The 18,997-nt window shown below is 62.0% G+C and carries 15 protein-coding genes; 6 read left to right on the top strand and 9 right to left on the bottom strand.

Annotated features, from left to right (window positions below; all coding sequences use genetic code 11):
• Positions 1–17: 17 nt before the first annotated feature.
• From VVR12_RS08080 to VVR12_RS08070, 3 genes are all read right to left on the bottom strand, one after another.
• A complete protein-coding gene (locus VVR12_RS08080; RefSeq protein ID WP_368550686.1) occupies positions 18–1,166 on the bottom strand; it encodes a PLP-dependent aspartate aminotransferase family protein in 1,149 nt (382 codons plus the stop codon).
• A 198-nt stretch (positions 1,167–1,364) separates the two neighbouring features.
• Positions 1,365–2,561, bottom strand: coding sequence for an RNase H family protein (locus VVR12_RS08075; RefSeq protein WP_368550685.1), 1,197 nt, complete (start codon positions 2,559–2,561; stop codon positions 1,365–1,367).
• A 40-nt stretch (positions 2,562–2,601) separates the two neighbouring features.
• Positions 2,602–3,708, bottom strand: a complete 1,107-nt coding sequence (locus VVR12_RS08070) for an ATP-binding protein (protein WP_368550684.1) — start codon at positions 3,706–3,708, stop codon at positions 2,602–2,604.
• A gap of 265 nt (positions 3,709–3,973) precedes the next feature.
• On the opposite strand from VVR12_RS08070, the gene VVR12_RS08065 reads away from it, so the two are divergent.
• Both VVR12_RS08065 and VVR12_RS08060 read left to right on the top strand, forming a co-directional pair.
• Positions 3,974–4,279: a putative quinol monooxygenase gene (locus VVR12_RS08065; RefSeq protein ID WP_368550683.1), complete on the top strand. Its 306-nt coding sequence runs from the start codon at positions 3,974–3,976 to the stop codon at positions 4,277–4,279.
• A gap of 77 nt (positions 4,280–4,356) precedes the next feature.
• The gene (locus VVR12_RS08060; protein ID WP_368550682.1) at positions 4,357–4,647 is read left to right on the top strand and encodes a putative quinol monooxygenase; all 291 of its coding nucleotides are present in this window, start codon (positions 4,357–4,359) and stop codon (positions 4,645–4,647) included.
• A gap of 12 nt (positions 4,648–4,659) precedes the next feature.
• Here VVR12_RS08060 and ilvD read toward each other — a convergent pair whose 3' ends face one another.
• Both ilvD and VVR12_RS08050 read right to left on the bottom strand, forming a co-directional pair.
• Entirely contained in the window at positions 4,660–6,507 is a 1,848-nt protein-coding gene (gene ilvD, locus VVR12_RS08055; RefSeq protein ID WP_368550681.1) for a dihydroxy-acid dehydratase, read from the bottom strand.
• Positions 6,508–6,656: 149 nt separating this feature from the next.
• The gene (locus VVR12_RS08050) at positions 6,657–8,942 is read right to left on the bottom strand and encodes a S8 family serine peptidase (RefSeq protein ID WP_368550680.1); all 2,286 of its coding nucleotides are present in this window, start codon (positions 8,940–8,942) and stop codon (positions 6,657–6,659) included.
• Between the two features lie 436 nt (positions 8,943–9,378).
• Here VVR12_RS08050 and VVR12_RS08045 point away from each other — a divergent pair, with 436 nt between their 5' ends.
• From VVR12_RS08045 to VVR12_RS08030, 4 genes are all read left to right on the top strand, one after another.
• Positions 9,379–10,581, top strand: coding sequence for a cobalamin-independent methionine synthase II family protein (locus VVR12_RS08045; RefSeq protein ID WP_368550679.1), 1,203 nt, complete (start codon positions 9,379–9,381; stop codon positions 10,579–10,581).
• A 164-nt stretch (positions 10,582–10,745) separates the two neighbouring features.
• Positions 10,746–11,456, top strand: coding sequence for a trehalose operon repressor (treR, locus tag VVR12_RS08040; protein WP_368550678.1), 711 nt, complete (start codon positions 10,746–10,748; stop codon positions 11,454–11,456).
• 96 nt (positions 11,457–11,552) lie between these two features.
• Entirely contained in the window at positions 11,553–13,193 is a 1,641-nt protein-coding gene (gene treC / locus VVR12_RS08035; protein WP_368550677.1) for an alpha,alpha-phosphotrehalase, read from the top strand.
• A gap of 84 nt (positions 13,194–13,277) precedes the next feature.
• Positions 13,278–15,446 carry a glucose PTS transporter subunit IIA gene (locus tag VVR12_RS08030; RefSeq protein ID WP_368550676.1) on the top strand — a complete coding sequence of 723 codons (2,169 nt, stop codon included), beginning with the start codon at positions 13,278–13,280 and terminating at the stop codon, positions 15,444–15,446.
• 85 nt (positions 15,447–15,531) lie between these two features.
• On the opposite strand, the gene VVR12_RS08025 is transcribed toward VVR12_RS08030, so the two are convergent.
• The 4 genes from VVR12_RS08025 to VVR12_RS08010 are packed head-to-tail and all read right to left on the bottom strand — an operon-like array spanning position 15,532 to position 18,834.
• Positions 15,532–16,455, bottom strand: a complete 924-nt coding sequence (locus tag VVR12_RS08025; protein WP_368550675.1) for an ABC transporter substrate-binding protein — start codon at positions 16,453–16,455, stop codon at positions 15,532–15,534.
• A gap of 8 nt (positions 16,456–16,463) precedes the next feature.
• Positions 16,464–17,123 carry an ABC transporter permease gene (locus tag VVR12_RS08020; protein ID WP_368550674.1) on the bottom strand — a complete coding sequence of 220 codons (660 nt, stop codon included), beginning with the start codon at positions 17,121–17,123 and terminating at the stop codon, positions 16,464–16,466.
• Positions 17,120–17,794: an ABC transporter permease gene (locus VVR12_RS08015; RefSeq protein ID WP_368550673.1), complete on the bottom strand. Its 675-nt coding sequence runs from the start codon at positions 17,792–17,794 to the stop codon at positions 17,120–17,122. The genes VVR12_RS08020 and VVR12_RS08015 overlap by 4 nt, the downstream gene beginning before the upstream one ends.
• Positions 17,791–18,834, bottom strand: coding sequence for an ABC transporter ATP-binding protein (locus tag VVR12_RS08010; RefSeq protein WP_368550811.1), 1,044 nt, complete (start codon positions 18,832–18,834; stop codon positions 17,791–17,793). The genes VVR12_RS08015 and VVR12_RS08010 overlap by 4 nt, the downstream gene beginning before the upstream one ends.
• Positions 18,835–18,997: the final 163 nt, after the last annotated feature.

Below are 18,997 nucleotides of genomic sequence, written 5' to 3'. Positions count from 1 at the left end.
TTTTGGTTGATGATGCTCTAGGCAGCGGATGAGAAAGCGGCGGTGAGGGCTCGGTCGAGATCGGCGATGAGATCTTCGACGTTCTCGATGCCCACGGCCACGCGGATCAGGTTTTCTTCGACCCCGAATTCTTCAAGGTGCTCGGCGGAGTAGGCGCCCTGGGTCATGGTCGCGGGCAGACAGATCAGCGACTCAATACCGCCGAGGGAGACCGCGAACTCGAAGACCTCCAGGGCGTCGAGGAAGGCCTTCATGTTCGCCCCCTCCTTGAGTTGGAACGAGAAGAGTGCGCCGATTCCGGACGCCTGCCGCGCCTGGATCTCGCGTTCTGCCTCGTTCGCCGAACCGGCGGTCAACACGCGCGCCACCGACTCGTGCCCGGTGAGGAACTGCACGATCTGCTCGGTATTGGCCTGCTGCCGGTCGAGCCGGATGCCCAGCGTCTTCACGTTCTGCAGCAACCGGTAGGAGTCCATGGGCGGCAATACGTTTCCGCTAATGAGCTGTGCTTTGAAGAGTTCCTGGTCGAGCTCGGCGCTGTTAGTTGCCGCCACTCCGGCGAGCAGGTCCCCGTGGCCGCCCAGGTACTTGGTGGCCGACTGCACGGTGATGTCGGCACCCAATTCCAGCGGACGCTGCAGGTAGGGGGTCATGAAGGTGTTATCGACGACCACCAGGGCACCGTGGCGGTGTGCTATCTCGGCCACGCGTTCGATGTCGGCCACCCGCAGGGTGGGGTTCGTGGGGGTCTCGAAGAACACCATCTTCACAGTTTCGTCGAAGTCGGCGTCGCTGAGCTGCGCCAGGTCGCCGATGAAGCGGGTTTTCACGCCGCGCTTGGGCAACTCGATGGTGCCGAAGCGGTAGTTTCCACCGTAGACGGGCATACCCATGAGCAGGGTGTCACCGGCCTGCAACATTCCCATGGCCGCCGCAGAGGCACCCATCCCGGTGGCGTACACGCGAGCGAAGGACGCACCCTCGATGGTTGCCATCGCCTGTTCGGCCTTGGCGCGGGTGGGGTTACCGCCGCGCTGGTACTCGAACTCGCCCTCTTCACCGGTGTGCGGCTGCCCGAAGGTCGAGGCGAGGTAGATCGGCGGTACGATCGCTTCGTTCTCGTTCTCGGTGATTGCGTGGATCGCGGTGGTGTTGAATCCTGCCATAGGCCCCGTTAAACACTTTCATTGTCAAATGTTATTGCTCTTAAAACCAGGATATACTGCCCGCCCAAAACCGCGGCTTCCCCACGGGATTTTCCCCGCCAAAGGAACAAATCTGTAACACTTCGTCACACACGTCAGATACGCCACGCATGCAAAGGGGGCGCAGGAAACCCTGCGCCCCCTTCTCTGAGCGAAGCCCTACTTCCAGAGCCGGTTCCGTGAATGAATAACCGACGGCCGAATACGCACCCAATCGGGGCACCGCAAACGCACCGCCTTCTCACACCCGGTCAAGGCCATGATGATCGACTCACAGCGACGATTAAACTCCGCCAGGTTGCACTTCTCGACGACCTGCCCCGGGAAGTGTCGGTGCATCTTCGAGACCGAATCCGAAGACTCCTGTAGGCCGTGGCCCGTGTGTCCGGGGATGTGTTTGACGATCACCCGCCGCTCGCGAATGGCGGCGGTCAGTTCCGTCATTTCTTCTAACACGTGCGGGTCTTGCACGCCCTCGGTCGCCCAGTGCTCGAACGACCACCGGTTGTGGGCCAGGCGTAGCACGAAGGTGAGCGCCCCCAGCGAATCGGTGTGAATCACCAACCGGCGTCCGCCGTGGTAGAAAATGTTGAACGCCGCGAGCATGGCCGAGAGTTCACCGGTCATGATGTTGGTGGCGTCGTAGTGGGAGTGGAAGTAGAAGCCGTCTTCGCTCACCCCACCGATACCCATGCGTCCACCGCGAGCGTACTTCTTGTTGTTGGTGGAGCGGAACGAGCAATCGGTGAAGACCTTGTACTCGGTCAGCTTCTCTACCGGCAGCTGCTCCTGGTCGCGCTCCATGCGAGCGTGAGCCAAGCGAGAGGCTTCTTCCATGTAGTGCGGCAACACCTCACCGGCGGGTGTGCCCACCAGTTTCACGTGCTGCTCGCCCAGCGAATGGGACTCGTAGGGGTTGAGCACCTTGTCGATCGACCGGTACTCCATGATTTCTTTCAGTGACCCAAACTGGCGGAAGAGGAGCTTCAAGTAGTGCCGATCGGCGGCTACCGTAATCAGGTTGCGCTTGTACTCCGTGGGAATAACCTCCCAGGCGCGCAGAATTGCCCGACCCAGCATGGCTACGTGTACCTCGTCGCACGGCTCCAAGAGAGAGTGCGCGCAACACTCGGTGATAGGTTCAGTCTCCAAGACCTCGCGGTCACCGTTTTCACGCGAGATGAAGATCATCGCCGAAAGGCCGGTGTAACACATGCTCTTCGAATAAACGGTCTCCATCATCACGGCCACCACAGCCACTCCGATGTCGACAAAGCCGGCAGGATAACTCGACGTGTAGTCAGGGGCCTCCCAGGTCAGCTGACACTTTTTGATCTGTGCGGGCGTAATGCTCATCATTTCCACCTCCTTTTCTTTCTCGGTGTTTTCCTTCTTCTTAAAACTCGTTGTCGGCGCCGAAAGACACCGCGGTGCGCAGATGCTCGCGGAGATGCTCAATCGCGAAAGTCACCTTGCCGTACGAGGCCGGCCGAATGATCTGCGACTCCACCAGACGGTTGCGGTAGACACCCACGTACTGGGCGTTCTTCTGCAGGCGAGTGGCGATATCGCTCATCTTCGACGGCCCGTCGTCTTGGGCCATAGCCTCTACGAACGCACGGTCCCCTGCAGACATCTGCTCCAAGAGCGGGTCGAGCACGCGCAACCCCAGACTCTCGTGGGCGGCGTTGAGCGCGCGTTCGAAGCACTCATAGGGCAGGTATTCGCGGGAGGCGTGGTGCATCAGCGACTCGGCGATGCGCTCGGCCACCAGACCGATCATGTAGGGATACCCCGCCGTGGCTTGTGTGGCGCTGGCCAGCTGCTCGCAGGTCAGCTCACACACCGAGCGCAGGTAGTCCTCGCCCCCGTCGCTACCCTCGCCGTGGCGCTGCTGAATCGCGCCCTTCAGGGCGTGTTCGGTCTGCGGCCGGGTGAGGGTGCAGACCGGCAGGTGCTCTGCCCCCTGCTCCTCACCGTTTTCGGGTTGCGCGAACTCGCGAACCTCACCCACGCGTCCAGAAATAACCACCAGCACGGGCAGACGGCGCTCCGCGGCGGCACGGCATGCGGTCAGCAACTCTCGTACGGACGAGGTAGCGAACTTCTCGTAGCGATCGATGGTGATCAGCAGGCCGCGTTCGGTGGCCTGCAGTTTCTCCGCGATCGTCGTGATCTGCTCCGCCAGCGGTAATTTCTCGAACAGTCCAGACTCGCTCTCGGCGAGGTTTTCGTAGAGGGCGGGCAGGTAGGTGCCCGACATCCGCTCGGTCAGACCCTTCACAGGTGTCTCAGAAATGACGCGCCAGCCGGCCTCGCGGGCGACGGCTTCGAACGCTCGCAACAGGGTGGTTTTGCCCATGCCTGTCGCCCCGGAGACCACGATCGGCGCTCCCCAGGAGGAGGTTTCGAAGCGGGACATGAAGGCGCCCAAATGAGCGCTGCGTCCCACCAGTTCGGGGGCCACAGCGCTGGGATTTTCGATCACCGGTTGTGCATTCATGTCACGATCCTCACAAAGCCTTTATATCTTTTATAACTTTTATATCTTTGCGATTCAATAGGCTGTGGTTAATGTAATGTTCACCCGGGGCTCCCTCGCGTGTAACCACCGGCCGAAAAGTTCACCTACTGACACAGCCGTCGCACCGCCGTCTGCACGGTGATAGCGTTGGAGAGCAAGAGGCGAACACGTGGCCGTCGGCATGAGGCGGGCACGGTCAACGGAGACCACAATGTTCGCGGTCAACCACCATTCAAGGAGCCACATGATTGGCGTTTATGCTCATGCGATAGTCAAACCCGAGTGCACCGAAGCATTCGAGGAACTCGCACACAAGCTGGTCGAGAAGTCGCAACAAGAAGAGGGGCTTCTCAGCTACGAATACGGCGTACTCACCGCCGAGAGCACCACCGACGAGGGGCAGGCCACCACCGAGTTCGCATTCATCGAACGCTGGGAATCCTTCGAAGCCCTCGAAGCACACATGGAAACCGAGCACTACAAAGAGGCAGATGCCAACGCCCCGGCGCTTCTGGCCACTCCCCTGCAAATCAATATCTACGAGATCTAAACACCGCCTCGTAACAGAACCACACGTCCAGCTTGCGGCCAGTCCGCGAACCACCCAATAAGCAAAGGAAGCACCCCATGATCGGCGTGATCGTCCAGGTATCGGTCAAGGCAGAAACCCTTGCCGCTTTCGAAGAGTCGGCACACCGCCTCGTGCAGGCCAGCCGCGCCCACGACGCCGGGCTCGTCAGCTACGATTTCGGCCCCGTGGTCGAAGAGGGCGCAGAAGGGGACTACGCCGTGATCCAGCGTTGGGAATCCACCGAGGCCTACCAGGCCCACCTGCAGACACCCCACTACCACCAGGCCGTCACCGAGTGGGAGCCGTTGCTCAACCAGCCGGTGTCGGTCAAGGTGTACGAGACCTAAGGGCTGCGGGGCTTAGGCGTATTCCTCGGGCAGCACACGCACGCCGCCCTTGTCCGCAGACGAAGCCATCATCGCGTAGGCCTTCAACGCCTTAGAGACCTGGCGTTCACGCGGCTTGGTCGGCTTCCACGGCAACGGGCCTTTCTCTGCCCGGCGCCGTTCCAGCACCTCCTCGGGCACATTCACGCGCAGTACGCGATGGGTCACATCGATCTCGATTTCATCCCCGGTCTGCACCAGACCGATCGCCCCGCCGGCTGCCGCCTCGGGTGAGATGTGGCCGATCGAGATGCCCGAGGTGCCGCCCGAGAAGCGTCCATCGGTAATCAGCGCGCAGGTCTTGCCCAGGCCCAACCCCTTCAGATAGGACGTCGGATACAGCATCTCCTGCATGCCCGGCCCGCCGCGCGGCCCCTCGTACTGGATCACCACGACGTCCCCCTCCTTCACGTTCTTGGAGAGAATTTCGTAGACCGCTTCGTCCTGAGACTCCACCACGAATGCCTTGCCGACGAAGTGGAAGAGCTCGGGGTCGATACCGGCGGACTTGATGACCGCGCCGTCCTCGGCGATATTGCCGCGCAACACCGCCAAGCCGCCGTCTGCGGTGTAGGCGTGCTCGACCGAGCGGATGCATCCGTTCTCGGCGTCGGTCTCCAGGGATTCGTACTTGTTCGCGGTAGAGAACGCCTGGGTGGTGCGCACGCCGCCGGGCGCCGCCGTGAACAGCTCTTCGGCTTGTTCGGTGGCGGAGCCGGAGCGGACGTCCCACTCGGCCAACCACTGCTCGAGCGAGTCGGCGTGCACCGAGTGCACGTTCTCGTGGAGCAGCCCGGCGCGATGCAGCTCACCCAGCAGGGCGGGGATGCCACCGGCGCGGTGCACATGCTCGATGTGGTACTTCGTGGAGTTCGGGGCGACCTTTGCCAGACACGGCACGCGGCGGGAGACCGCGTCGATGTCTTCGAGCGTGAAGTCGACCTCGGCCTCGTTGGCGATCGCCAAGATGTGCAGCACGGTGTTGGTCGAACCGCCCATGGCGACGTCGAGGGCCATCGCGTTTTCGAAGGCCTCTTTGGTCGCGATGGAACGGGGCAGAATCGAGTCGTCATCGTTCTGGTAGTAGCGCTTGGCCAGCTCCACGATAGTGCGGCCCGCGGCGAGAAAGAGCTCCTTGCGCGCGATATGCGTGGCCAGAGTGGTGCCGTTACCGGGCAGGGCCAGACCGATCGCCTCGTTGAGGCAGTTCATCGAATTGGCGGTGAACATACCCGCGCACGAACCGCAGGTGGGGCAGGCGTTCTTCTCGATCTGCGCCAGGTGGCTCTCGGAGACCGACTCATCCACGGCCATGACCATGGCGTCGACGAGATCCAGGCGGTGTTCGACGACTCCCTCGATACCTTCGCCAGACTCCATCGGCCCGCCGGAGACAAAAATAGTGGGAATGTTCAGGCGCATCGCGGCCAAGAGCATGCCCGGGGTGATCTTGTCGCAGTTCGAGATGCACACCAACGCGTCGGCGCGGTGGGCGTTGACCATGTACTCGACCGAGTCGGCGATCAGGTCGCGCGAGGGTAGCGAGTAGAGCATACCGTCGTGACCCATGGCGATACCGTCGTCCACCGCGATGGTGTTGAACTCCTTGGCCACACCACCGGCCTCTTCGATGGCGCCGGCGACCAGCGAGCCCATCTCTTTCAGATGCACGTGGCCGGGCACGAACTGGGTAAAAGAGTTGGCGATCGCAATAATCGGTTTGCCGAAGTCGTCATCCCCCATGCCGGTGGCGCGCCAGAGAGCGCGGGCGCCCGCCATGTTGCGGCCGTGGGTGGAGGTCCGGGAACGTAACTCAGGCATAAAAGCTCATCCTTCGCGGGCGGGTTAGTGTGTGACTCAGTTTACGCCGGGACCCCACGCGTCTAAACCCTCTCCCGCTTTGTCTCATAAAGTGAAATGCCCGCGCCCTGCAGAACAGGACGCGGGCATCTGGGTTCATAGACCGACTGTTAACGGATTTGCTGCACGCCACCGTTGGCGGTCCAGCGCAGGGTCACACCGGATGAGAACTTGACCGTTGCCGAGCCATCGGCGTGGGTGATTTCGTCCGTCACCGGATAACCCAGGGTGCGGGTGTAACCGTTCTTGAGCCAGTGGAAGTAGATAGCGCCCTTGGAATTGACCTTGTGGGTGCCTGAGACGGGGCTCCAGTAGTAACCGGTCTCACCACCGTTGGAATCACGGAAGTACTGCACCACACCACCGTTGCCGGCCGAAATCTCATCGGTCACTGGGTAGCCGTCGTTGTTCAAACCACCCTGAGACAACCAATAGGCATAGATCGCACCGTGACCCTTGATGTTGTGAGCACCGGTGCCCGGCGACCAATAGAAACGGTTGATCAGGCTGCCATCGTTGAAGATCTGGCGTACGCCACCGTTACCCAAATCGACCTCGTCCTCGTTGGGGAAGCCATAGGTGGCAGTGCCACCCTCGGCGGTGAACTTGCCCCCGATGGCACCGTATTCCTTCACCACGTGAGCGCCGGTGGTCGAAGTCCAGTAGAAGGCCGAGGTGCGGCCGGTGGAGGTGGTGAACTTCTGCATTGCACCACCGGGGATATTGACCTCGCGGAAACGCGGGAATCCGTAGGTGCCCTCATAGCCACCGGCGCGGTACTTCGCACCGATCGCGCCCGACCAGTTCACCGGCTCGGCGCCGAACATGGGGTGCCAGTAGATGTTGTAGTTCTTGCTGAACTGCTGAGTCACACCACCGTCTTTAACGCCGAATTCGCGGGTAGTCGGCAGACCGAAGGTGGTCGATCCGCCATAGCGGTAGTACGCCGCACCGATGCCGGTGTTGCGGTCCATGGTGATCTGCTGCGAGGGCGCAGGGGCCGGGTTCAGGGCCTTGGCGGCCTTCACGGCTGCACCGGGATTGATCTGGCGGTAACCGTCCATCGGGGTGCCGGTGTTCACGAGAATCTGGCGGATCTGCTCGACGCTGATGGCGGGGTAGGCCTGTTTCATCAGGGCCACGGTGGCAGAAACCAGCGGGGTGGCCATCGAGGTACCGTTCTTGATGCCGTAGGTAGCCTGACCCACCGAGTCGTAACCGGTGTTCATCGTCGAGTACATGTCGCTGCCACTGGTACCGCCGGGGGCAACAACGTCCAGCATGGAACCATAGTTCGAATAAGCGGTCAAGGTATTCCACGAAGTGGTTGCACCCACCACGATCGCGCGATAGCAGTTCGCCGGTGAGTAATTGTCGGCGTTGGCACCGTCGTTACCGGCAGCGACCACCACGGGGATGTTCTTGCTGAGCGCGTAGTTCACCGCAGAGGACATCACGTAGTTGCATTGAGAGTCAGGATAGGCCAGCGAGGCGTTGATAACGGTGGCCGGACGCGGGTTGATGGGGGCGCCGTCCACGGCACCGCCTGCCTCCCAAGTGATCGCGTCTGCGATGTCGGAGACGTAACCGTTACCGAGCCAACCCAGGGCGCGGGCATGAGAGACGTTTGCGCCATAGGCCAGACCGGCCACACCAATGTCGTTGACCTTGGCTGCGATCTCACCGTCGACGAAGGTGCCGTGCCAGTTCGCGCCATAATTGCCGTTACCCTCATCGCGGGCAATGGCGTCGCGGCCGTTGCCGTCACGGGACAGGTCGGAGGTGGAGACGAAGTCGTACTGAGAGACCGGGGTCTTGAGGTCAGGGTGGGCGGACCAGCCGGTGTCTACGATGCCTACGGTTTGACCGGCGCCGTTGACGCCCTGGTTCCATGCAGCGGGAGCGTTGAGGTGGCTCTGGTCGAAGTGCCACAGCAACGGGTAATACTGCTCAGTGGTTGGTGCGGCGGACACAGCGTTGACCATCGGGTCGGGTTCCACGAAATCGATGGCAGGGTCAGCCTTGAGCTGTTCGACGACCTTTTGCTGCTCCGCTTTATCGAGCGGCTTCTCGGTCTGGATGACCGTCTTGTTATCATCCGCGGCTACCTTGTTCTTAATGACGGTGATGTCTTTAAGCTCTGCCGAGCGTTGATCGGTTTTCTGAAGCGCCTGTTGGCGAGCGGCCTTGTCTTTGGTCTTGAAACCCACCACAAACCGGTCGGTTTCTTTGGCCACGGTGGCGGGCTTGGTATTTTGCTCCACCACCTGTTTCATAGTCTTGGGGGTCTCTTCTGCAGCTTGAGCCGGTGTGATTCCGGCATAGAGGCTCGTCGAAAGCGCGAAAGTGGAAAGAAGGACGCCGGCGAATCGTGCGGGGCGGAATTCCTGGGCCATATATACCTTTCGAGATACCCACGGTTAGGTATGGGGGCGTAGGCATCTGGGGGTCTAAAGGACTGCTGTGGGAGTGACCGTCCACGATTTAGGGGATAAATCGGGACACCGTGAATAGCGTAACAAGCCGGAACGTAGTTTTGTGGGCTATTTAGGGAGGGTTTGAGGTATTTACATCACAGGGGGTCTAGGTGTTGGTTGTTATCGACCGCAACACTATCGACCTGGCCGCCACGCAACGGCCATCTTGTCCCCCTGCGGTCAGAATGAGTCGTCACCGCCGTAACGGGGTGTCACAGAGCTGTCGCAAAGAAACATCGCCTCATACAACAGCCGCCTCTTGCGGTGCCCGCGCCGCAACGAGTTTGCTAGAAGAAACCCCGGCAGATACCACCGCGCAGGGGTCCCCACACCAGACAATACGAAAGATGAGGCCATGACACTCCACCGCAGCACCGATCGTTTTCTTACCACTCACGTCGGCTCCCTCCCCCGCCCCACCCGACTCTTAGAAGCGAATAAAGCACGTCAGTCCGAGACCTTGACCGAGGAGGACTTCCAGAAGCTGCTCTCCGAAGAAGTCGCCACCGTCATCGAACGACAGGTCGAGGCAGGCATCGACATCGTCAATGACGGCGAGTTCGGCCACTCTACCGTTCGCGGTGACGACTACGGTTCTTGGTGGACCTACTCCTTCCAGCGCACCGGTGGGTTGGAAATAGACCGCAACATCACCCACGATGAATTGTTCAAGATCCCCGGCAACGGCCGGTTGAACTCTTTCGGAGTGCGCCGCGATTGGACTAAGTATGCAGACTTCTACTCCACCATAAACCTGCGCAATAAGTCCGAAGACGATGGTGTCTTCCCCGTAGCCACCAGCCCGCTGACCTATATCGGACAAGAGGAAGTGGCCGCCGACGTCCGCAATGTCAGCCAGGCCGTTACCCGCCACAACGCAACCGAGGGGTTCGTCGCCGCGCTCTCCCCCGGTTCCGCCGCGCGCATCGGCAACAAGTACTACAAGACTGAGCGCGAGTGGCTTTTCGCGTGGGCGGACGTCCTCAAAGAGGAGTATCGCGCGATCGTGGACGCCGGCCTGACCTTGCAGATCGACGATCCCTCCTTCGCCGAGGCGTGGGATCAGCTCGTACCCGAACCGACCATTGCTGAGTATCTGGAGTTCACCGAGCTGGCCGTGGAAGCACAGAATTACGCCTTGGAAGGCATCGACCCTGAGAACGTACGTTTTCACCTCTGCTGGGGATCGTGGCACGGCCCGCACTCGACCGACATCGAGCTCAAGCACATCCTGCCCACCCTGTTGCAGCTGAACGTCGGCGGCTTCACCTTCGAGGCGGCCAACGCCCGCCACGCCCACGAGTGGAAGGAATGGGAAGGAGTGGATCTGGGCGGTCGGCTACTCTACCCCGGTCTGGTCTCCCATTCCACCAACCTCATTGAGCATCCCGAGCTAGTCGCCCAACGCCTAGAGAACTTCGCGTCGGTGGTGGACAAGCAACAGATCGTGGCTTCTACCGATTGCGGTTTGGGTGGACGGTTGCACCCCGACATCGCGTGGGCCAAGCTGGCCGCACTTTCGGCGGGCGCAAAGATCGCTAGCGAGCGCCTCTTCTAGGGGAGAAAGTGTAGCCAGCTCAACAGCCAGACCCGCACGCCTCCATTAGACGCACCTGTCTGTACAGGTTAGGATTACCTGTACAGACAGGTGCGTGTGCGCTACCCCTTGTGTTGCCCTGTCTGACATCATCAGCACTCACACCCCGCACGAAAGCAACAACAATGGGCAAATACGAGCGCGTCTATCAAGACCTCGCCACAAAAATTGATGACGGCACTTACGCCGTCGGTTCCCTTCTCCCCAGCGAGAAGCAATTGACCGAACGTTACGATGTCTCCCGCGAGACAGCGCGCAAGGCCCTGGCCTTGCTGACCAACCGCGGGTACATCCAGAAGATCATGGGCAAGGGTTCTCTGGTCATCAACCGGGCCCACTACACCCTGCCGGTCTCTAAGCTGGTTAGCTACAAAGAACTCACCGCAGAGGGCGGTTATGCAGCGCGCTCCGAGGTCTTCGAACTCGAACCCGCTCAGTTGCCCAAGGCGCCCTTCCTCGACCTGGTGCCAGACCTCGCCGCCGAGCCGGTGACCGCCGTGGGGCGCGTCCGCTACATCGACGGCGAGCCCTCCATCATCGACCGCGACTACGTGCTGACCTCCGTGGTCCCCGAGATCCCGCGGGAGGCCGCCGAGAACTCGCTCTTCGAGTACTTCGAAAACGATCTCGATCTGACTATCTCGTACTCCTCGAAGCTGATCCGCGTGGAACCTTCCACCGCCGACGACCGCGAGCGTCTGAAGCTGGCGAAGGGCGAGTACGTGGCCGTGACCGCCTCGGTGACCAGCCTCGAAGACACTACCGCTTTTCTCTTCACCGAGTCGCGCCACCGTGCCGACAAGTTCGTGTACCGGGACTTCGCCCGCCGCGACTAATGATCGGGCCAGCCGGGCGCCGCACCACCCGGCTGGGCCGCAGCCTTTCCCCTCCCCCTTGAACTATCAACCACCTCGAACAGGAAGGTTTCGCCTATGAGTTTTCGCGACAAGGTCATCTACCAGGTCTACCCCAAGTCTTTCTACGACTCCGACGGGGACGGCATCGGTGACATCCGGGGCGTCATCGAAAAGATCCCCTACATCGCCTCCCTGGGCGTGGATATGGTGTGGTTCAACCCCTTCTACGTCTCACCGCAGAACGACAACGGGTACGACGTAGCCGACTATTACCGGGTGAACCCAGACATGGGCACGATGGCCGACGTCGAGGAACTCATCGCCAGACTCAAGGAACACGGCATCGAGGTCATGCTGGACATGGTGCTCAACCACGTCTCCACCGACCACGAGTGGTTCCAGCGCGCGCTGGCGGGCGAGAAGGAGTATCAAGACTTCTTCTACCTGCGGGAGGGCAAGGCCGACGGCAGCTACCCCACCAACTGGGAGTCAAAGTTCGGCGGGCCCGCCTGGGAGAACTTCGGCGACACTGACCTCTTCTACCTGCACCTCTACGACCGCACCCAGGCCGACCTGAACTGGCACAACCCGCGGGTGCGTCAGGAACTTTACAAGGTCGTCAACTTCTGGCTGGACAAGGGCGTGCGCGGTCTGCGCTTCGACGTGCTCAACGTGATCGGCAAGGCGGAATTCCTCGAGGACGCCGCACCCGGCGTGGTCGACAAGAGCCTGTACACCGACACCCCGCGCGTGCACACCTGGATCCAGGAGATGCACCGGGAGACCTTCGGTCGCTGCGATTACAAGGTCACGGTGGGTGAGATGTCGTCGACCACCATCGAGAACTCGATCGGTTACACCAACCCCGAGAACAACGAGCTGGACATGGTCTTCTCGTTCCACCACCTGAAGGTCGACTACCTCGACGGTCAGAAGTGGACTAAGACCGACTTCGATTTTCCTCTGCTTAAGCACCTGCTCAACGACTGGGCGATGGGCATGCAGGCCGGCAAGGGATGGAACGCGCTGTTCTGGAACAATCACGACCAGCCGCGAGCCATCAACCGCTTCGGCGACCCGGTGAACTTTCACGCCGAGTCGGCGACCATGCTGGCCACCGTGATGCACCTGCAGCGGGGCACGCCCTATATCTATCAGGGCGAAGAGATCGGTATGGTAGACCCCTCCTACGAGAACATGAGCGACTACGTGGATGTCGAGGCACTCAACGCCTACAAGGAGCTCCTGGCCGAGGGTGTGAACGAGGCCAACGCCTTCGAGATCGTGGCGTCTAAAGCCCGCGATAACTCGCGCACCCCCATGCAATGGTCGAATGCCGCCAACGCCGGTTTCACCAGCGGAGACCCCTGGCTTCGACCCACCGACTTCGAGCAGATCAACGTCGCCGCCGAGGAAAAGAACGGTAAGATACTGCCGTACTATAAGCAACTCATCGCCTTGCGAAAGGCCCACCCGGTGATCGCTCGGGGCTCCTACGCTCCCTACGAGTTAGACCACGAGAGTGTGTATGCCTACGTTCGTGAACACGACGGCGCTCGATTGCTAGTGATCAATAATTTCTACGGTGAACCCACCGAGTTCCCGCTCGATGAGGAATTCCTGCACGGGCGCGTGGTCATCAGCAACTACCCAGACCCTGTACTCGAAGAAAACCTTCAGCTACAGCCCTACCAGTCCCTAGCTATTCTGATCTAACACAAGGATGTGACTCACTGTGCCCGTGCCTTTGGTGCGGACCCGGTGACAGATAGCTTTCACCCATAGAAGAAAGGAGCAGTCATGGCGGACCAGTCGACTGTTTCTCTACTCGCCCCGATGTCGGGCGAGGTTATACCCATGAGCGAGATCCCCGACCCGGTGTTCTCCAGCGGCAAGCTCGGCCAGGGCTTCGGTGTTAACCCCACCGACAACGTCGTGGTCGCACCTGTCACCGGTAAGATCACCATGGTCGCCGGCACCAAGCACGCCGTCGGCATCAAGGCCGATTCAGGCTTGGAGGTGCTGTTGCACCTGGGCGTAGACACCGTTGAGCTTGACGGCTTCCCTTTCACCAACGACCTCACCAAGGGTCAGCAGGTCACCGCCGGTGAGCAGATCGCCGTGATGGACCTCGACGCCGTGAAGAAGGCCGGCAAGGGCACCACCGCGATCCTGGCGATCACCAACACCCCGAAGGTCTTGGAGAATCTGGACGTTCGCCCCGGCACCGTCTCGGCGGGCGACGCCGCGGCAGAAGCCACTCTTAAGGGTGCCACCGGTGCCGCAGCAGGTGCCGGTACGACCGGTTCCGCCGCTGGAACCGGTGCCACCGCAGCCGGTGCCGGTGCAGCTACCGGTTCGGTGGCCGCAGATGCGGCCGCCTCTCACGGCAACCAGGCCGTGACCGACAGCGAGACCGTCGCGGGTACGTCCACGGATCCGGCCGCTACCTACGGCGGCCAGGCCCCGGCTCAGCGCCCCGAGAACCTCACCGGTTACGATGCGCTGGCATGGGACATTCTCCATAACATCGGCGGTGCCGAGAACGTGAAGTCGGTGATTCACTGCATCACCCGCGTGCGTTTCTATCTCAAAGACGACTCCAAGGCCAACGACAACGCGGTGACCAACCTGGACGGCGTGATCGACGTTGCCCGCGCGGGTGGCCAGTACCAGGTCGTCATCGGCCCCGCCGTCGAAGACGTCTACGACGCCGTGGTCAAGCAGCTGCCCAATAACAAGGCCGGCGGTGAGACCGCATCCGAGGCCGAGCCGGTAGAACGCCCCCACGGTGTGGGTGGCTGGCTCAAGTGGGCTTTCTCTTCGCTGATCGGTGTGATCACCGGTTCGATGATGCCCGTGATCGGCCTGCTGGCGGCGTCTGGTGTGCTGAAGGGTATTTTGACTCTACTCACCATTTACAAGGTCGTAGATGAGTCTTCATCAACCTTCACCATCATCAACGCGATGGGCGACGCGGTCTTCTTCTTCCTGCCCATCTTCGTGGGCTTCACCGCGGCTCGTCGTCTGGGTGCAGACCCCATCATCGTCTCCATCATCGGCGGCGTGCTGGCCTACCCCACCATCAACGAGCTTGCTAAGGGTGAGGCTACCGGTTCTCTGCTCGGTGTCTCCACCAACGCCGAATTCTTCGGGATCCCCTTCCCCATGGCGTCCTACACCTACTCCATCTTCCCCATGATCGTGGCGGCATGGATCTGCTCCATCCTGGAGCCGAAGCTCAAGCGGGCCATCCCCGCGGTGCTGCGCATGATCTTCGTGCCGCTCATCGAGGTCTTCGTGGTGTCCACGCTGATCCTGGTGGTACTGGGCCCCATCATCATGTGGCTCTCCTCTGGTCTAGCAGCCGGCATTCAGTGGGTTTATGACCTATCGCCGGCGATCTCCGGTCTGATCATCGGTGGTTTCTACCAGTGCCTGGTCATCTTCGGCCTGCACTGGGCAGTGATCCCCTTGGTCGCCAACGACATCTCCACCACCGGCCACTCCTACCTGAACGCCATCATCTCGGCGACCATGGTGGCCCAGGGTGCGGGCGCGCTGGCGGTCTTCGTGAAGACCAAGAACGAGCAGATGAAGGGCCTCTCGGGCTCCGCTGCGATCGCAGGCTTCTGCGGCATCACCGAGCCCGCTATGTACGGCATCAACCTCAAGTACGGTCGCGTGTTCGCGCTGGCTTCGGTGGGTGCGGCCGTGGGCGGTTTCATCACCGGTCTGATGAACGTCAACATGTGGGGCTTCGTCGGTTCGCTGATCGGCTTCACGAGCTTCATTAACCCCGACGGCGGTTTCGACCAGTCGTGGTGGGGCTTCTGGATCGCCTCGCTGGCAACCCTGATCACCTCGTTCACCCTGGTCTACCTCTTCGGCTTCAAGGACGCCGACCTGGCCAAGGAGCGCACGGTCGAGAAGAAGCGCCTGGGTAACCGGGAACCGGTCGCTAAGTAAGGTTCTACCCTGAGGGTTTTGTACCCCGAAAATCACTGTGTATGTCTTTTTTGACATACTGGGTGATTTTCGGGGTACAAACCTTTTAAGAGAAGTTTTTCTCGATCCAATCTTTCGCCGCGGTCGCCGTATTCGCCTTCTCCTCACCCGAAACGCGACCGTTCAGCGCGATCAGGTGCTCGGTCGTCAACAAGGCAGAGACCTCGTTCAGGACGTCGGCGGCAGCCACCGAGACCTGCTTGGCGTTGACTACCGGAACCACCTGCTGCGGCAAGAAGTTGTTCTTCGGGTCTTCCAACACCACGAACTTATTGGCCTTGATCGCGGGATCGGTCGAGAACAGGTCGGCCACCTGAACGTCGCCAGACTGCAACGCCTTCACGGTCAGCGGGCCGCCGCCGTCGTTGATGGGTGAGAACTTCTTCGGCACGAAACCGTATTTCGACTTCAACCCCGGCAGCCCATAGGAGCGCTCGGCGAACTCCGGCGGGGCACCCAGAACCAGCTCCGAACTATGCGTCTTGAGGTCGGCGATTGACTTCAGCCCGAACTTCCGCGCGGTCTCGGCGGTGACCACCAGCGAGTCCTTGTCTTCGGCGCGGGCGGCGTCCAGCACCGAGAGCTCGCGCGGGGCGGCCTTCTTGAGCGCCTCGAGCACGTCCGGGGCGGTGGTCGCCGTGGCGGACTTGTCGAAAAAGAGCAAGAGGTTGCCGGTGTAGTCGGGCACCACGCCCACCGTGCCCTCCTTCAGCGCGCCGATGAACGCCTCGCGGGCGCCGATGGCCGGACGGGTCTCGGCGGTGATCCCGCGCTTATTCAGCGCGGCCGCGTAAATCTCGGCGATGATCTGCGACTCGGTGAAGTCGGCCGAACCCACCAGCACCGTTTGCGAGGTCGAGCCAGAGCCGAAGGCGGTCTCGCCCGAGAGTCCACAGGCCGAAAGCGCCAGCATCCCGGTTCCGGCGCCGGCCAAACCCAGCAGGCGGCGGCGATTAATCTGAGCAGTCATGAGAATTCCTAACGGGTTCCGGGTGCGGCGAGCGCACGCTGGATCAGGGAGAGAACGATGTCGACGAGCAGTGCCAGCACCGCCACGAGCACCACGGCGGCGACCATGCGCGGGTAGTCACGCACGGCCAGGCCGTCGATGAGGTAACGGCCCAGCCCGCCCAGGTTGATGTAGGCGACGATGGTGACGGTCGCAATCACCTGCAGGGCGGCGTTGCGGATGCCGCCGAAGATCAGGGGCGCGGCCAACGGGATCTCCACCTGGGTGAGGATCTGCCGCTCGGTCATACCCTGGGCGCGGGCGGCGTCCACGGTGACGGGGTCGACGGCGGCCACACCCGAATAGGTACCGGCCAGCAGCGGGGCGATCGCCAGAATGACGAGCGCGGCGACCGGAGCGGTCAAACCCAGCCCCAGCCAGAGCGCGAAGAGGGTCAGCAGGCCGAGGGTGGGCAGCGCGCGCAACGCGCCGGTCAACCCGACCACGAGGTTCTCGCCGCGGCCGGTGTGCCCCACCCACAGACCGATGGGGATCGCGATGAGCGCGGCGATGAGCAGGATCAGGCCCGAGTAGGCCAGGTGCTCGGCCAGGCGCTGGAATACTCCACCGTCGCCGGTCCAGGCGCCGGGGGCGGTGAAGAAGGCCCAGGTTTTGTCGAAGATGTTCATGCAACCCTCCAGCGGGTGATCCAGGTGCCGACCCAGGCCAGCAACCGGTCAAGGACGAGCGCCAGCAGCACGGTGCCGACGATTCCGACGACGATCTCGGCGGGTAGGTTGCGACGCAGGCCGTCGGTGAAGAGCGTGCCCAGCGACTGAATGCCGATCACCGCGCCCACCGACACCATCGAGATGTTAGAGACCAACGCAACTCGCAGTCCGGCGATCATCACCGGCACGGCCAGCGGCAGTTCCACGCTCCAGAAGCGGCGGGTGGGCCGGTAACCCATCGCGGTCGCGGCCTCCAGGGTTGTCGGGGAGACCGCGTCGAAGGCGTCCACGGCCGAACGCACCATCATCGCGATCACGTAGAGGGTCAGCGCCACGTAGACGTTCAGTAGCGAGGTGATCGAGGTGCCCAGCACCAGCGGCATGAGCACGAACAGGGCCAGCGAGGGGATCGTGTAGAGCAGCGCGGCGGAGTTGACCACGATCCCGCGGCGTACCCGGCCCGCGCCCGAGATGGCCTCGGTGGAGCGTCCGTTGCGGCGGCGTCCTACAGCGATGCGGGCGATGGGGATCGCGATGAGCGTGCCGAGCACCACCGGGAGCAGCGACTGCAGCAGGTGCAGGGTGGTCAACTGGCCCACGTACCCCCAGTTGGAGTTGAGCCAGTTCACGAGCTCACCCCGTAGCGGCGGTGGCGTTCGCGTTCGGTGGCGGCGAGGACGTCGTCGGAGTTCAGCAACCCGATAGCGCGGCCCTCGCGGTCGACGGCCACGCCCCACCCGGAGGGTGAGGAGAGCACCGAGTCGAGGGCGTCGCGCAGGGTGCCGCCTTCGACGAAGAGGGACCCACCGGGGATGGTGCGGCCGTCGATGAGCCAACCGGCAGGGCGCCCGTCACGGACGTTCAGCCGCCAGTTCTGCCAAGGCGTTTCGAGGCTGTTCAGCGGGGAGATCTTCACCTCGGACGCGTCGGCGAAGGTCAGTCGACGCATGCCGCGGTCACGGCCCACGAAGGAGGCCACGAAGTCGTCGGCGGGTTCGCGCAGGATCTCTTCGGGGGTGCCGAACTGGGCCAGGCGTCCCCCGGTGGCGAAGACGGCGATCTGGTCGCCGAGTTGTACGGCTTCGTCGATGTCGTGGGTGACGAAGACGATGGTGCGGTGCAGCTCGTTCTGCAGGCGCAGGATCTCCTGTTGCAGGTCGTTGCGCACCACCGGGTCCACGGCGGAGAACGGCTCGTCCATGAGAATGATCTCCGCCTCGGACGCCAGGGCGCGGGCCACGCCGACGCGTTGGGCCTGCCCGCCGGAAAGCTGGGCGGGGTATCGTTTGGCCAGGGACTGGTCGAGACCGACCTTGGTCATGAGGTCGAGGGCGTTGGCGCGCGCGGTGCGGCGGGGCGTGCCGTTGAGTACCGGCACGGTGGCGATGTTGTCGACGATGGTCTTGTGCGGCATGAGGCCGGCCTGTTGCAACACGTACCCGATCTTGCGGCGCAGCTCGAAGGGTGAGCTGTCTGTGTTGGGGCGGCCGTTGACCAGAATCTCGCCCTCGGTGTGGGTCACCATGCGGTTGATCATGCGCAGTGAGGTGGTCTTACCGCAGCCTGAGGGGCCGACGAACACAGTGATCTTGCCGGCGGGGATGGCCAGGTTGAGGTCGTCAACCACGGTGTTGGCGCCGTACTTCTTCGTGACGGAGCGGAACTCGATCGCGGCCTCACGGGTTTGCGGGGACTCGGGGGAACGTTCGGGGTGAGGAGGGAGGGCGTCCCCGTTTTGATCTACGACTGCGGCCACGAGGGGATCCTTCAGAATTAGTAAGCAAGTTTCCCAAATAACGGTAGCACTGAGGGAGTGAAACCGGAATCACAAC

Source organism: Rothia sp. LK2588, from assembly GCF_040946465.1.
GTDB lineage: Bacteria > Actinomycetota > Actinomycetes > Actinomycetales > Micrococcaceae > Rothia.
The sequence above is the reverse complement of the archived record's forward strand: the minus strand, read 5'-3'. Positions and strand labels throughout refer to the sequence as shown.

Bases quoted from the DNA above. Each gene is read 5' to 3' on its own strand.
- VVR12_RS08020 (WP_368550674.1), bottom strand. From the start codon at position 17,123: ATGAACATCTTCGACAAAACCTGGGCCTTCTTCACCGCCCCCGGCGCC.
- VVR12_RS08065 (WP_368550683.1), top strand. From the start codon at position 3,974: ATGATTGGCGTTTATGCTCATGCGATAGTCAAACCCGAGTGCACCGAA.
- VVR12_RS08050 (WP_368550680.1), bottom strand. From the start codon at position 8,942: ATGGCCCAGGAATTCCGCCCCGCACGATTCGCCGGCGTCCTTCTTTCC.
- VVR12_RS08060 (WP_368550682.1), top strand. From the start codon at position 4,357: ATGATCGGCGTGATCGTCCAGGTATCGGTCAAGGCAGAAACCCTTGCC.
- treC (WP_368550677.1), top strand. From the start codon at position 11,553: ATGAGTTTTCGCGACAAGGTCATCTACCAGGTCTACCCCAAGTCTTTC.
- VVR12_RS08075 (WP_368550685.1), bottom strand. From the start codon at position 2,561: ATGAGCATTACGCCCGCACAGATCAAAAAGTGTCAGCTGACCTGGGAG.
- treR (WP_368550678.1), top strand. From the start codon at position 10,746: ATGGGCAAATACGAGCGCGTCTATCAAGACCTCGCCACAAAAATTGAT.
- VVR12_RS08080 (WP_368550686.1), bottom strand. From the start codon at position 1,166: ATGGCAGGATTCAACACCACCGCGATCCACGCAATCACCGAGAACGAG.
- VVR12_RS08045 (WP_368550679.1), top strand. From the start codon at position 9,379: ATGACACTCCACCGCAGCACCGATCGTTTTCTTACCACTCACGTCGGC.
- VVR12_RS08070 (WP_368550684.1), bottom strand. From the start codon at position 3,708: ATGAATGCACAACCGGTGATCGAAAATCCCAGCGCTGTGGCCCCCGAA.
- VVR12_RS08030 (WP_368550676.1), top strand. From the start codon at position 13,278: ATGGCGGACCAGTCGACTGTTTCTCTACTCGCCCCGATGTCGGGCGAG.
- VVR12_RS08025 (WP_368550675.1), bottom strand. From the start codon at position 16,455: ATGACTGCTCAGATTAATCGCCGCCGCCTGCTGGGTTTGGCCGGCGCC.
- ilvD (WP_368550681.1), bottom strand. From the start codon at position 6,507: ATGCCTGAGTTACGTTCCCGGACCTCCACCCACGGCCGCAACATGGCG.